At 72.0% G+C, this 13811-nt stretch carries 12 protein-coding genes and 1 tRNA gene; 10 read left to right on the plus strand and 3 right to left on the minus strand.

Features of this window, described 5'->3' with window-relative positions; genetic code table 11:
• The first annotated feature begins 51 nt into the window (after positions 1 to 51).
• Together ACFVTH_RS09795 and ACFVTH_RS09800 are read left to right on the plus strand one after the other, a co-directional pair.
• Entirely contained in the window at positions 52 to 1086 is a 1035-nt protein-coding gene (locus ACFVTH_RS09795; RefSeq protein WP_387089836.1) for an alpha/beta hydrolase, read from the plus strand.
• The gene (locus ACFVTH_RS09800; protein ID WP_387089839.1) at positions 1083 to 1505 is read left to right on the plus strand and encodes a hypothetical protein; all 423 of its coding nucleotides are present in this window, start codon (positions 1083 to 1085) and stop codon (positions 1503 to 1505) included. Before ACFVTH_RS09795 ends, ACFVTH_RS09800 begins: the two co-directional genes overlap by 4 nt.
• A gap of 51 nt (positions 1506 to 1556) precedes the next feature.
• Here ACFVTH_RS09800 and ACFVTH_RS09805 read toward each other — a convergent pair whose 3' ends face one another.
• Both ACFVTH_RS09805 and ACFVTH_RS09810 read right to left on the minus strand, forming a co-directional pair.
• Positions 1557 to 2045 (minus strand): YajQ family cyclic di-GMP-binding protein, encoded by a 489-nt coding sequence (locus tag ACFVTH_RS09805; protein WP_386938770.1) that lies wholly within the window; start codon positions 2043 to 2045, stop codon positions 1557 to 1559.
• 73 nt (positions 2046 to 2118) lie between these two features.
• Entirely contained in the window at positions 2119 to 3138 is a 1020-nt protein-coding gene (locus ACFVTH_RS09810; RefSeq protein ID WP_387089841.1) for a LacI family DNA-binding transcriptional regulator, read from the minus strand.
• Between the two features lie 163 nt (positions 3139 to 3301).
• Between ACFVTH_RS09810 and ACFVTH_RS09815 the strand changes: the two genes are divergently transcribed.
• From ACFVTH_RS09815 to ACFVTH_RS09845, 7 genes are all read left to right on the plus strand, one after another.
• Positions 3302 to 3466, plus strand: a complete 165-nt coding sequence (locus ACFVTH_RS09815; protein ID WP_387089844.1) for a hypothetical protein — start codon at positions 3302 to 3304, stop codon at positions 3464 to 3466.
• A gap of 13 nt (positions 3467 to 3479) precedes the next feature.
• Positions 3480 to 4340: a PH domain-containing protein gene (locus ACFVTH_RS09820; RefSeq protein WP_387089847.1), complete on the plus strand. Its 861-nt coding sequence runs from the start codon at positions 3480 to 3482 to the stop codon at positions 4338 to 4340.
• Positions 4341 to 4390: 50 nt separating this feature from the next.
• A complete protein-coding gene (locus ACFVTH_RS09825; RefSeq protein ID WP_387089850.1) occupies positions 4391 to 5743 on the plus strand; it encodes a hypothetical protein in 1353 nt (450 codons plus the stop codon).
• A 78-nt stretch (positions 5744 to 5821) separates the two neighbouring features.
• Positions 5822 to 5906, plus strand: a tRNA-Tyr gene (locus ACFVTH_RS09830).
• 99 nt (positions 5907 to 6005) lie between these two features.
• Positions 6006 to 6920: an inositol monophosphatase family protein gene (locus ACFVTH_RS09835; protein ID WP_387089852.1), complete on the plus strand. Its 915-nt coding sequence runs from the start codon at positions 6006 to 6008 to the stop codon at positions 6918 to 6920.
• 189 nt (positions 6921 to 7109) lie between these two features.
• Positions 7110 to 9275, plus strand: coding sequence for a M23 family metallopeptidase (locus tag ACFVTH_RS09840; protein WP_387089855.1), 2166 nt, complete (start codon positions 7110 to 7112; stop codon positions 9273 to 9275).
• Positions 9276 to 9286: 11 nt separating this feature from the next.
• A complete protein-coding gene (locus ACFVTH_RS09845; RefSeq protein ID WP_387089858.1) occupies positions 9287 to 10402 on the plus strand; it encodes a type IV toxin-antitoxin system AbiEi family antitoxin domain-containing protein in 1116 nt (371 codons plus the stop codon).
• Between the two features lie 147 nt (positions 10403 to 10549).
• Here the strand turns inward: ACFVTH_RS09845 and ACFVTH_RS09850 are convergent, their stop codons facing one another.
• Complete coding sequence (locus ACFVTH_RS09850) at positions 10550 to 12328, minus strand: glycoside hydrolase family 13 protein (protein ID WP_387089860.1); 1779 nt, start codon at positions 12326 to 12328, stop codon at positions 10550 to 10552.
• A gap of 242 nt (positions 12329 to 12570) precedes the next feature.
• Between ACFVTH_RS09850 and ACFVTH_RS09855 the strand changes: the two genes are divergently transcribed.
• Positions 12571 to 13806: an extracellular solute-binding protein gene (locus tag ACFVTH_RS09855; protein WP_387089862.1), complete on the plus strand. Its 1236-nt coding sequence runs from the start codon at positions 12571 to 12573 to the stop codon at positions 13804 to 13806.
• The last annotated feature ends 5 nt before the right edge of the window (positions 13807 to 13811 follow it).

The raw sequence follows: 13811 nt of genomic DNA on the forward strand, positions 1-13811 counted from the left end.
CCGCGTTGGAGGGTGCCTCGATAGGCTGGCCTCGCGACGAGGGGAGGCGGCGTGGGGGAGACCGAGGCGAGCGTGCGCCCCGCTGATCCCGCCCAGCCGCAGACCTGGCGCCCCGACCTCCTCGGCGATCGCTTCGAGCAGCTCACGCTCCCGCTCGGCGACGACGACGAGGGCGACGTCGTCGCGACCCTCGTGCGGTACCGCCCGGGGTGGCGGCCGCGGCTCACGCGCGGCGCGGCATCCGGAGCCGACGTGCTCTACGTGCACGGCTGGAGCGACTACTTCTTCAACCGCGAGCTCGCCGAGTACTGGGCGGGGCTCGGCGCCCGCTTCTACGCGCTCGACCTGCGCAAGTACGGCCGCAGCCTGCGCCCCGGCCAGACACCCGGCTTCGTTGCCGACCTCGCCACCTACGACGCCGACATCGCGGCCGCGCTCGCCGCGATGGGCCAGCCGGATGCCTCGGGCCCGCCCTCCGGCCGCCCGCTGATCCTGCTCGGGCACTCGACCGGAGGGCTCACGCTCTCGCTCTGGGCCGCGCGCCACAAGGGCCGGGCGGCGGCGTTGGTGCTGAACAGCCCGTGGCTCGAGTTCCAGCTGAGCAAGGTCGGCCGGCAGGCGCTCGCCCCGATGATGGAGCTCGGGGCGCGCGTGCACCCGCTCGCGCCGCTGCCGAACGTCGACCTCGGGTTCTACACGCGCGCCGTCTCGCGCGAGCAGGGCGGCGAATGGGAGTACGAGCACGCCTGGCGTCCCGACCGCGGCTTCGCGACCTCGCCGGCCTGGCTCATGGCGATCCTCGCGGGGCACGCGACCATCGAGTCGCGCGTCGACGTCGGTGCGCCCGTGCTGACCTTGCTCTCTGCGCGATCGACGATCCTCCCGCGATGGGACGACGCGATGCGTTCGAGCGACAGCGTGCTCGTCGTCGACGAGATCGCCGAACGCTCGCTGCGGATCGGGCCGTCGGTCACGGTGGCGCGCATCGACGGCGCCCTGCACGACGTGTTCCTGTCGCACCAGCCGGCGCGCTCGCAGGCCTACGCCGACATCACGCGCTGGCTGCGCGGGTACGGTCCGAGATGACGACCCGCCCGCGTCGTCGCCTCGTCTGGCCGACCGCCGTCGGACTCTTCGTCTGGGTGCCGGCCGCGCTGACGTCGATGGTCTTCCTCGGCATCTGGCTGTACGAGACGTTTTTCCGCTTCGTGTACTCCGACGCCGTCGCCGCCCGGGAGCGCGCGATGCCCTGGCTCGTCGCCGGGCTGGTGCTCTCGCTGGCGGTCTTCGTCGCCGGCTGGATCTTGAGCCGCCGCTGGTGGGGCGCCCTGCTCGCGGTGACGCCCGGAGTGCTCATCGCCGTCAGCGAACTCGCGCCCGACTACCGCGCGATACCGCAGCTGCTCTTCCCGATCGGCGTGATCGCCGCGGTCGTCGGAATCGTCTTCGTCGTGCGCCAGGCCGACGCCGTCATGCCGCCGCTCGACGTCGAGACCGACGGCTGAGCGCGGTCGGGCTGAGGCCCCGACCGCACTCGTCGACGCACGTCGCTCAGCTCAGCGGAAGTTCGTGAACTGCAGCGCGACGTCGAGGTCTTTGCCCTTGAGCAGCGCCATCGTCGCCTGCAGGTCGTCGCGGCTCTTCGACGAGACGCGCAGCTCGTCGCCCTGGATCTGGCTCTTGACGCTCTTCGGCGCCTCGTCGCGGATGATCTTCGAGATCTTCTTCGCGTTCTCGCTGTCGATGCCGTTCTTCATGGCGATCTCGATGCGGAACTCCTTGCCCGACGCGTAGGGCTCACCCGTGTCGAGCGCGCGCAGCGTGATGCCGCGCTTGATGAACTTCGACTCGACGACCTCGAGCACGGCCTTGACCCGCTCCTCGGTCTGCGCCTTGAGGAGCACCTTCTCGCCGCTCCACTCGACCGAGGCGCCCACGTTCTTGAAGTCGTAGCGCTGCTCGACCTCCTTGCGCGCCTGGTTGACGGCGTTCTCGGCCTCCATGTGGTCGACCTTGCTCACGATGTCGAACGTTGAATCTGCCATGCGAACCAGTCTACCGAGGCGCGAAATCAGACGACCGGATGCCACGGCGCGCGCGCCGGGGCATCCGTCGCCCCTACTCGGGCGGGCGGGCCGTGGAGGAGCGGACGCGGAGCTCGTAGGGGAGCTGGGTCGCGGCCGGCCTGGGCGTCTCGCCGACGGCGGGCTCGAGCGCGTCCATGAGGATGTCGACGGCCTGCTCGCCCTGGAGGCGGGGGAACTGGGCGACGGTCGTGAGGCCGAAGAAGTCGGAGAGGTCGTGGTCGTCGATGCCGACGATGGAGACGTCGCGCGGCACGACGAGACCGAGCTCACGGGCGGCGAGGATCGAGCCGATCGCCATCTCGTCGGAGGCGGCGAAGATCGCCGTCGGACGGTCGTGCGGGGCGCCGAGCAGTTGCTTCGTGGCGTGGAATCCGCCGCGGATGGTGAAGTCGGCCGGGGCGAACAGCCGCGAGTCGGGCTCGATGCCGGCGTCGCGCAGCGCCCCCTCGTAGCCGAGGCGGCGGTTCGTCGGCAGGTGGAAGTCGACGTCGAACTCGAGATCGCCGCCGATGTGGGCGATGCGCCGGTGGCCGAGGCCGATGAGGTGCTCGGTGGCGAGGCGCGCGACGGCCGCGTCGTCGATCGTGAGGGTGCGCACGCCGGGGATCGGGCCGCCGACGCCGACCAGCGGCTTGCCGAGCTCGTGCAGGCGGGCGACCTCGGGCTCGGTGAGCTCGAGCGAGACGGCGATGACCGCGTCGACGCGCTGGCGCAGCAGGAAGTGCTCGAACACGCTCGAGCGCTCCTGCCCGTCGCCCGAGAGGTTGTAGAGGGTGAGGTCGTACCCGCGGCGAAGCAGCGCCTGCTGGGCGCCCTCGAGCACCGAGGAGAAGAACCAGCGGTTGAGGAACGGCACGACGACGCCGATGTTGCGGGTGCGCCCGGACGCCAGGGAAGACGCATTCGAGGAGACGACGTAGCCGAGGCGAGCCGCGGCATCCTGCACCTTGGCCTTCGAACCCGGCGAGACGTGGCCGCGGCCGCTGAGCGCGCGCGAGACCGTCGCGGTCGAGACACCCGCGAGCTTCGCGACCTCTTCGATGCCGGCCATGGCCCTCATTCCCCGTAATCGGTTGGAATCCTATCGTTCGCACCCGCCCGAGTGCGGCGCGGCGCGTTGTCCCGAACGCCGGGTTCAGGCAAGAATGCCTTGGTCAGGGTCTGCCCAAGGGGTGGTTGGCATGCCCATCCGTCACTCGAAGGGAACCTCTACCGTGAAGTGGGTCAAGCGCATCGTCCTGGGCCTCGTCGTGGTCTTCGCCGCCTTCTACCTGATCACCCGGCCCGAAGACGCCGCCAACGCCGTGCAGGGCGCGGTCGACGCCGTCTTCAACGCCGCGGGATCGGTCGTCACGTTCTTCACCTCGCTCTCGTCATAGCCCGGAGCGCGTCGTGAGCCTGTTCGATCCGCACGTCGAGCGGCACCTCATCGCCGACGACGGCGAGGTGATCATCGACGAGGTGCGCAAGCACTGGGCGTCGAACGTGTTCGCCGCGCTCGAGATGGCGGCGGCCGTGCCCGTGCTGTTCCTGCTGGCGTGGCTGCCGTCGCCGCTGTACTGGCTGCCGTTCTTCCTCGCGCTCTTCCTCGTGATCCACGGCGGATGGCGCATCCTCGGCCGGCGCATGGACCGATTCGTCATCACCAACATGCGCGTGTTCCGCGTGCACGGCATCCTCTCGCAGCGCATCGCGACGATGCCGATCGCGCGAATCCTCGACATCTCGGTGCACGTGCCGATCCTCGGGCGCATCTTCAACTACGGCCACTTCATCTTCGAGTCGGCCGCGCAGGACCAGGGCCTGCGCGAGATCCGCTTCGTGGCGGCACCGAACCAGCGCGGGCTCACGATCCAGCGGGTCATCCAGCGCGCCGGCCTGCGCGGGGGCGGCGGGCGCCCGACGACCGAGGAGCGCCGCTCGGAGCCCGCCCGCATCTCGCGTGAGCGCGCCGAGCGGGCGCGCGCCGAGCAGGCGGCCCTCGACGAACGCGCCCGTGCCCGCGAGGAGTGGGACCGCGCACAGGTCGCCCGCGGCGGTGGCGACGCGGGCGGGGGTGGCAGGGGCGACACCCGCGAGCCGATCACCGAGCCCGTGCCGGTGCAGGTGACCGCGCCGCAGGGGCACCGCGGTTGGATCTCGACCCACGACGAGCGGCAGCAGGCCGCGCGCTCCGCGGCCCCGACCGACGGCGACGGCGGGAGCGACCGCAACGACACGGCCGAGATGCCGTGGTGGCGCTCGTCCAACTGAGTGCGGCGTCCGGGGTGTCGTTCGCCTGATCGGTGTGCGAGCATGACGGGATGTCGAATCGACGGAAGTCGCTCGCAGGGGGAATCGGGATCATCGGGCTCGTGCTCGTCGGCGCTGCCGCGCCCGCGAGCGCCGTGGATCCGGCGACCGAGATCGGCGCGTACGCCGACTGGACGGTGGCCGGTTCGGCGGGTGCGTTCACCGCGAGCGGGATGCTTCCGCCCTCGACCGGGTTCGCAGGGCCGATCAGCGTCACGAGCGACTCCATCACCCTGACCGAGGCGTCGGGCGCGAGCGCGTTCCTCAACGCGTCGACCGACTTCGGCGCCGAGTACGGATCGAGCAGACTTCAGCCGTACCTCACGATCAGGCCCAAGACCGGCGCCCTCGCGCCGACCCCGCCCGCCGTCGACGACCCGCCGCCGTCGCGCACCGTCGTCGACCTCGGGGCGACCCGCGGCGACGACTGGGGCTTCGCCCTCGGCGACGTCGACGCCGACTGGGTGTTCGTGACCGCGTTCGACGACGCCGGCGTGCAGCTGCCCGTCGAGGCGCTCGGCGCGATGACGCCCGCGAACTCCTGCGCCGCCGGCTCGCCGAAGCCGAGCAGCTGCGCCGGCCCTGGGCCGTTCACCGACATCCCGCGCTGGGTCGCGGTGGGCACGCTGCCCGACTACGGCATCACCTTCGCGCCCGGTACGGTCGTCGGCAACTTCGACGACACCTCGGGCGCCTACCTCGGGTTCCGGCCCGACCCCGCGGTGCGCCGCATCGAGCTGCTCTACGGGGCCGTCAACGGCTCGCCGTTGTACCAGCTGTGGCTCGCCGCCGCCGCGGCGAAGACCACGATCACGGGCACCGTCGTGCTCGACGGCGGCACGCCCCCGCCGCCCGGAACGGTCGTCGAGGTCGACGACGCCGCAGGCGAGCCCGTGCGTGACGTCAACGGTGAAGAGCTGCAGGTGCCGGTCGACGAGAACGGCGAATTCACCGTCGAGCTCCCGCAGGCCGAGGAGTACACGCTCGTCGTCGTGCCGCCGCCCGGGTACACGCCGCCCGAGCCCGTGACCGTCGACGGCTCGCAGGCCGGCGTCGAGGTGCCGCCGATCGCGGTCGCGCCCGTGGTGGTGCCGTCGTCCCCGCCGGCCTCGCCGCCCGCATCGCCGCCGGCTTCGTCGCCCGCACCGGCCTCGACCGGCGAGCTCGCCGAGTCGGGCGCGAACATCGCGCCGTTCATCGCGCTCGCCGCGGGCGTGCTGCTCGTGGGGGCCGCCGCCGTGGTGTTCGCGGCGGTACGGCGGCGCCGTGCCGCGCCCGGCACGCCGCCCGTCGACGGGCCCCCGGCGGGCCCGCAGGGCGAGCCTCGGAGCCGTCCGCCGAGCGACCCGACGAGCGGCTCCTGAGCTCGATTTCCGCCACGCGGCATCGGCGGGTATCCTTGACAGGCCCCCGGTTGTGTGCAGAACGTGGTCGGGTGCGACGGCGAGTTACCCAAGCGGCCAAAGGGATCTGACTGTAAATCAGACTGCTCAGCATTCGGGGGTTCGAATCCCTCACTCGCCACCAGAGAAAGCCCCGGTTCGCCGGGGTTTTCGTGTTTCTCCGGGGTGGTGGTCGGCCTGCGGCACGGGTGCGCCCGGCCACGCGCCGCGCTAGCTTGAGGGCATGACCGGGCACGTGGCATCCGTCGATCTCGATCAGCTGCTCGCGCTCGCTCGCGACATCGCCGTGGAGGCCGCGGAGTTCGCGGCCGCAGCCCGCCGCGCGGGCGTCGAGGTCGCGGCGACGAAGTCCACGCCGACCGATGTCGTCACCGCGACCGATCGCGACACCGAGGCGCTCATCCGCGAGCGCATCCTCGCCGCGCGGCCCGACGACGGCATCCTCGGCGAGGAGGACACCGCGCGGATCGGCGCGAGCGGGCTCACCTGGGTCGTCGATCCGATCGACGGCACCGTGAACTTCCTCTACGGGCTGCCCAGCTGGGCGGTCAGCATCGCCGTCGTCGAGGGCCCGGCCGAGCCGACCAGCTGGCACGCGCTCGTCGGGGTCGTCGTGAACGCGTCGACGGGCGAGGTCTTCGAGGCGAGCGCCGGCGGGGGAGCGCGAGTGAGCGGTCGCGGCGTCGCGGGTGCCGGTGCCGGTGCCGGTGCGGGTGCCGGTGCGGGTGCCGGTGCGGGTGCCGGCGCCGGGATCGACGCGCCGCAGGCGCTGCGGGTCAATACCGGGGTGCCGCTCGGGCGCGCGCTCGTCGGCACCGGCTTCGGCTACGCCGCCGAGCGTCGTCGCGAGCAGGCCGAGGTGCTGCTCGCGGTGCTGCCGCGGGTGCGCGACGTGAGGCGCAACGGCTCGGCGGCGCTCGAGATGTGCGCGCTCGCGGCCGGCCGGCTCGACGCCTTCTACGAGCGCGGGCTCGCCCCGTGGGATCACGCGGCGGGTGCGCTCATCCTCAGCGAGGCCGGTGCGCGGGTCGGGGGCCCCCGCGGCGGACGCGCCGACGAGGAACTCGTGGTCGCCGCCGCGCCGGGCCTCTACGAGGAGCTCGTCGCCGCCCTCGCCGACGCCGGTGAGGGAGTCTGACGGCGCGTCGCCCGGGATCACGCGGCACACCGGCATCCATCGACCGTTCACCCGACTGATCCCGTCGTTTCGCGTGGCGTTCATCGCTGATTCCGGGTACTCTTTATCAACCTGTTATCTCGGCGCGAGCGTCGTGATGAGTACCTCCCTGACAGAACTCTCGCCCCCGACGCCGAAAGCCCCCTACACGTGCTCGAGTCCCCCCTCGTGCCCGACGGATCAACGCCTGGCACCCGCCCTGAAGCGCGGCCCGAGCGACCCCTGACCCGTCGCGAGCTGCGCGAGCTCGAGACCGAGGCGGCACGGCGGGCCGAGCTCGCGAACGGCGGACCTCAGGCGCACGCGCAGTTCTCCACGGCGGATGCCTCGGCGCCCGCCTCGTGGGTGCAGCAGGCGCAGGCGCCGGGCTACTCGGCTCCGATGCCGCAGCCGCAGTCGCAGGCGCAGGGGCAGGCGCAGGGGCAGTGGCAGTCGCAGGCGTCCGCCCAGACCGCGTGGCCGAGCTCTCCGGTCGCCGCTCATCATCCGGTCGCGCAGCAGGCGGCGGCACAGCCCGTGGCTTCGGCCCAGCCCGTTGCTTCGGCTCAGCCTGCGGCTTCGGCTCAGCCGTTCGCCGCGGCCCAGCCGGTTGCCACAGCCCAGCCGTTCGCCGCAGCCCAGCCGGTCCCGACGCCTCGGCCGTCGCATCCCAGCTTCGACGAGTTGTTCTCGGGCTCGAATGCCCCGACCTCGTCCGTCGCCGAAGCCCAGCAGACGCGCCGCCGCTCCACCCCCGCAACGCCCCTCGAGGCCGAGCCGATCGACCACCCGGTCGACCGCCGCTCGGCCTCCGCCATGTCTGCGCGGGGTCAGGCGGCCGAGCGTCCCGGCGTCGCGCCGGCTGCTCCCGCCGCTCGTGCTGCTGCTCCCGTCGCGAACGAGACCAGTGGGTTCGACGACCTGTTCGCCGGACTCGGCGACGACGACGAGATCGATGCCGCCGACTCCGGCCGCCGGTCGGGGCGTTCCGACCGCTCGGCCCGCAACGACCGCAAGGCCGAGAAGCAGGCGGCGAAGGCCGCCAAGGGCCGTTTCGGTGCGAAGGCGCAGCCCGAGGCCAGCGGGGTGCGGCGAGGTGCGTCCGCCGCGGGTGGCGCTGCCGCCGTCGCGGGCACCGCTGCCGCGGGCTTTGCAGCTGCCGGCACCGCTGCCGCCGCTTCGGGGTCGGCTGTCCCTTCGGGGTCGGCCGCCGCCGCACCGCTGACCGGCGGAGCCGCCACCGCGTCCGCCGCAGCCTCGGCATCGGCCGACTTCGCGTCGCTCATCGCCGGAGCCGCCACGGGGCCGCGCACCGAGCCGATCGTCGTCCCGATGCCCGGGCCCGAGCTGCTCGCCGGCTCGAGCGAGATCCCCCTGGCCCCGCGCGGCGCCGCCGCACAGAGCGACGACCTCGCCGCGATGATCGCCGCCGCAGGCGCCGAGGCCGAGGAGTTCGCCGCAGCGCCCTCGGGTCGTCGCCAGCGCGGAACCGAGGGCCACGAGGCGCACCCCGCGGCATCCGCCCGTCGTGCCGCAGGCGCGTCGCGCGCCACAGGTCGCCAGGTCGCGGTCGACGCCCGCCCCGCGGCATCCGCCCCGCAGCCGGCGCGGCCGGCCCAGCGTCGCACCCGCAAGAGCACGCGCAGCATCGCCAGCGTCATCGCGATGGGCTTCGCGGCGATGCTCGCCGTCGCCACCTCGGTGCCGTCGCTGTCGCTGCTCACGCCCGCCGAGGTGCAGGCGATGGCGCTCGAGGAGATGTCGACGACCACGATCGACGGCCAGCGCGTGCAGATCAACGACGGCGTCCTCGCCCAGGGCGTGCAGAGCGAGGGCTACAAGACGCAGACCATCGAGGAGTACGCCGAGGCGGCCGGCATCCGCCCTGAGGCGACCTTCACGAACAACCCCTCCGGCACCGTGCAGTGGCCCTTCGCCGTCGGCGTGCACATCGGCGACCGCTTCGGCTACCGCGACTGCGCGGGCTGCTCGAGCGACCACCACGGCCAGGACTTCAACCCGGGTTACGGCGCCGACATCCAGTCGATCGCCGACGGCGTCGTCGTCGAGTCGACCGACTCGGGCGGCTCGCTCGGCGTGGTCATGATGATCCAGCACGAGATCGACGGGCAGACCATCACGAGCGTCTACGCCCACATGGTCGAGGGATCGCGACTCTTCGAGATCGGCGACACCGTCGAGGTCGGCGACGTCATCGGCGAGACCGGCAACACCGGCATGTCGACCGGCCCGCACCTGCACTTCGAGATCCGCATCGGCGGCATGGACGGCGAGTGGGTCGACCCGCTCGAGTGGCTCTACGCCAACACGAACTGACGCGTTGGGCCTTGCGGCCTCTGCAGGAGAATTGCACTGACTCGGGCTGTGGGCAGGGGATAGCGCCCAATTTCCTGCACCAGCAGCACGGCGCGCGGCGCGCGGCGCGGCGAATCCGTCCTCCACAGGCGCGCGGGCTCTTCGGCCGGCACATCCTGAGTTCACCGTCGGCGCACCGCGGCGCGCTCCGGAATGGTGTTCGCATGATGATGCCTGCCGCCACGATGCCACCGTCGGTCGCGCGTATTCTGCGTGGGGGCGGCGTGATCCGCTCGTCGGGCCTCGTCTCCGCTGGGCTCGATCACCGTCGGATCGCGGAGGGCGTACGTCGGGGCGAGCTCACGATGATCCGCCGGGGCTGGTACGCCGTACCTCCGGTCGACCACGACGTCGTGCGCGCCGTCAGGGTCGGCGGGGCGCTCACCGCGGGGTCGGTGGCGAAGCTGCACGGCCTGTGGACGCTCGACGACGAGCGCCTTCACGTGCGCGTGCCCTCGACCGCGAGCAGGCTCCGCTCGCCCGACGACAGCCGGAGCGGGCTCGATGCCGACGTGCACGGCGTCTGCGTGCACTATCGTCCCGCGGGCGGGCCCAAGTCCTCCAGCGATCGACTTGGGCGTGACGGGCTCGCCCGCAGTCTCGCCGAGATGTTCCGGTGCGCAGGAACGGTACCTGCGATGGTCGCGCTCGAATCAGCGCTCAACCGCGGGGTGCTGCACTCGCAGGCGCTCGCGGCGATCCGCACGCTCGCGCCCGCCTGGGCCGACCGGCCGATTGGTCTGGCATCGCCGTTGAGCGACTCTGGTCTGGAGACGATCGCGCGACTGCTGTTCCACCGGGTGCGCGTGCCGGTCAGAACGCAGGTGCGCATCGAGGGCGTTCGCCGCGTCGACGTGCTCGTCGGCGATCGGCTGGTGATCGAGCTCGATGGTCGTGGCTTCCACTCGGGGGACGATTTCGACCGCGATCGGCGGCAGGATCTCGAGTTGAGTCTGCGGGGGTATCTCGTGGTCCGGCTGTCGTACCGAATGGTCATCGAGGAGTGGGACGAGACGCACCGACGTGTGCTCGAACTCGTGGGCCGCGGGCTGCACCGGTGGGGGCGGGCAGCGCGAGAGCAGCACTGACGCGCTGCTTCTGCAGGAAAATGGGCCCTATCCCTGCCTGTCAGGCCAGCTCAGGGCAATTTTCCTGCAGAAGCAGCAGGCGCTGCAGCAGCAGGCGCTGCAGCAGCAGGCGCTGCAGCAGCAGGCGCTGCAGCAGCAGCGCAGCGGCTACGCGGCGCGCAGCCAGACGGTGGTGTCGCCGGGCAGGGTGGATGCCTCGTCGAGCGGCCCGCTCGCGAGGAGCACCTCGCCCGCGGGCAGCGCCACGGGCGCCGAGCCGGTGTTCGCCACGACGAGCACGTCGCCGTTGCGGAACGTCAGCACGTCGGCGCCCGCATCGGAGGCGAGCCACTCGAGCGAGCCCGAGGCGAGCCCGTGCGTGCGGCGCCCGGCGAGCAGCGCCTGGTAGAGCGAGAGCGTCGAACCCTCGACCCCGCGCTGCGCGTCGCGCGCGAACGACGCCCACGATGCGGGCTGGGGGAGCCACGCGGCATCCGTGGGGCCGAAGCCGTACGACGGCCCGGCGGCCGTCCAGGGCAGCGGCACGCGGCATCCGTCGCGGCCGTAGCGCTCGCCGTTCGTACGGAACCACGTCGGGTCCTGGCGGGCGTCGTCGGGCAGGTCGATGACCTCGGGCAGGCCGAGCTCCTCGCCCTGGTAGAGGTAGGCCGAGCCGGGCAGCGCGAGCATGAGCGCGGTCGCGGCGCGGGCGCGGCGGAGTCCGGTCGCGGGGTCGCCGAGGCCGGGGGTGCGGGGGCCGACGCCGTGGCCCTGCGGATTGGGCTCGGTGAGCGCGAGCCGGGTTGCGTGGCGCACGACGTCGTGGTTCGAGAGCACCCAGGTCGAGGGGGCGCCGACGGCCGCGAAGGCGTCGATCGAGTCGTCGATGACCCGGCGGAGGGCGTCGGCCTTCCAGGGCGTCTCGAGGTACGCGAAGTTGAAGGCCTGGTGCATCTCGTCGGGCCGCACCCACTTCGCGACGCGGGGCAGCGGGTCGACCCACGCCTCGGCGGCGAGGATGCGCTCGCCCGGGTACGTGTCGAGCAGCGCGCGCCAGTCGCGGTAGATCTCGTGCACGCCGTCCTGGCCCCAGTAGGGTGCGCCGTCGCCGGGCTCGGTCGAGATCGCCGGCTCGAGGGGCACGCCGGCCGTGCCGGCACCGCCGAGCACGCTCTCGCCGAGCACGCTCTCGCCGAGCGCGCTCTCGCCGAGCACGCTCTCGCCGAGCACGCTCTCGCCGACGCCCCCGGCGCCGCCCATGCTGCCGCCCGCGGCGGGCGGGGTCCAGTCGGGCAGGCCCTCCGCCTTGATCATGCCGTGCGCGACATCCACCCGGAACCCGTCGACGCCGCGGTCGAGCCAGAAGCGCAGGATGCGGCGGAACTCCTCGCGGACCTCCTCGTTCGTCCAGTCGAAGTCGGGCTGCGACGAGTCGAAGAGGTGCAGGTACCACTGGCCCGGCGTGCCGTCGGGCTCGGTGACGCGGGTCCAGGCGGGGCCGCCGAAGACCGACTCCCAGTTGTTCGGGGGCAATTCGCCATCGACGCCGCGGCCGTCGCGGAACAGGTAGCGGGCGCGTTCGCCGCTGCCGGCGGGCGCCGCGAGGGCGGCCTCGAACCAGGCGTGGCGGTCGCTCGAGTGGTTCGGCACGAGGTCGACGATGACGCGGATGCCTCTGGCATGCGCCGCGGCGACCATGCCGTCGAAGTCGTCGAGGGTGCCGAAGAGCGGGTCGATGTCGCAGTAGTCGGCCACGTCGTAGCCGGCGTCGCGCTGCGGCGAGGTGTAGAAGGGCGAGAGCCAGATGGCGTCGATGCCGAGCTCGGCGAGGTCGTCGAGTCGGGCAGTGATGCCGGCCAGGTCGCCCATGCCGTCACCGTTCGCGTCGGCGAAGGAGCGGGGGTAGATCTGGTAGATCGCGGCAGTGCGCCACCATTCGGAAGTCATGACGGAAACTGTACGACATCTTGATACACCGTGGAAACGCTTGCAGGAATCGCAGAACGTGCGATGGTCACGAACCGGTATCGATCAAGTTGGGCTGGTTTGGCGATGAGGGGAAAGCAGGGTATACCTGTAATCGCTTGCAATCGCGAGCGACACAGGGAAGAACGGCCTTTCGGGCGGGTGCGCGTTTCGAGCCACCGGGCGAAGGCGCCGATCTCACGCACACTGAGAAGGACACACCAATGAGGGTGAACAGGAAGAGCCTCCTTGCGGCCGGTGCGGTCGCGGTCGTCGCGACGCTCGGTCTCGCCGGTTGCGCCGGTGCCGATGGCAGCTCCGACACGGAGTCGAGCGCGAGCAGCACGCTGACCGTCTGGGTCGACGCCGAGCGCGTCGACGCGCTGAAGGGCGCGGCCAAGGCCTACTCCGACGAGACCGGCGTCGAGGTCAAGCTCGTCGGCAAGGACAACGCCGACATCAAGGACGACTTCATCCAGCAGGTGCCGACCGGCAAGGGCCCCGACATCACCATGGGCGCCCACGACTGGCTCGGCGAGCTCTCGACGAACGGCGTCGTCGCCCCGATCGAGCTCGGCGACTCGGCAGCCGACTACCTCCAGGTGGCCGTCGACGCGTCGACCTACGACGGCACGACCTACATGCTCCCCTACGCGGTCGAGAACATCGCGGTCCTCCGCAACGCCGACCTCATCCCCGAGGCCGCGACGAGCTTCGACGACATGCTCGCCAAGGGCAAGGCGGCCGGCCTCACCCAGCCGTTCGTCGTCGAGCAGGGCGCCGAGGGCAACCCCTACCACCTGTACCCCTTCCAGACCGCGTTCGGCGCCCCTGTCTTCGGCAGCGACGAGAACGGCTACAACGCCGACGACCTCCAGCTCGGCAACGCCGGCGGCGAGGCCTTCGCCACCTGGCTCGGCACGCAGGGCAAGAACGGCACGAAGGCGTTCAACACCGACATCGACGGCGACATCGCGAAGGACAGCTTCCTCACCGGCAAGTCGGCCTTCTGGCTGACCGGCCCGTGGAACGTCGGCGCGGCCGTCGACGCCGGCATCAACGTCGCGATCGACCCGGCGCCGAGCCCCACCGGTGAGGCCACCCAGCCGTTCGCCGGCGTCAAGGGCTTCTTCGTCTCGGCCGAGTCGAAGAACAAGGTCGCCGCGAACGACTTCCTCGTGAACTACCTCGGCAGCGAGGAGACGCAGCTCGAGCTGTTCGAGGCCGGCAACATCCTCCCCGCGAACTCGGCCGCCGCCGAGACCGCGTCGAGCGACCCCATCATCGAGGGCTTCGCCGCCGTCGGCGCCGACGCCGTGCCGATGCCCGCCATCCCCGCCATGGGCAAGGTGTGGCAGTACTGGGGCATCGCCGAGGCCGACATCATCAACGGTGCCGACCCGGTCGCCACGTGGCAGAAGCTCGCCGCCGACGTCCAGGCTGCGATCGACGCAGGTTGATCGGA

Origin of the sequence: Agromyces sp. NPDC058104 (genome assembly GCF_042884835.1) — a bacterium.
GTDB lineage: Bacteria > Actinomycetota > Actinomycetes > Actinomycetales > Microbacteriaceae > Agromyces.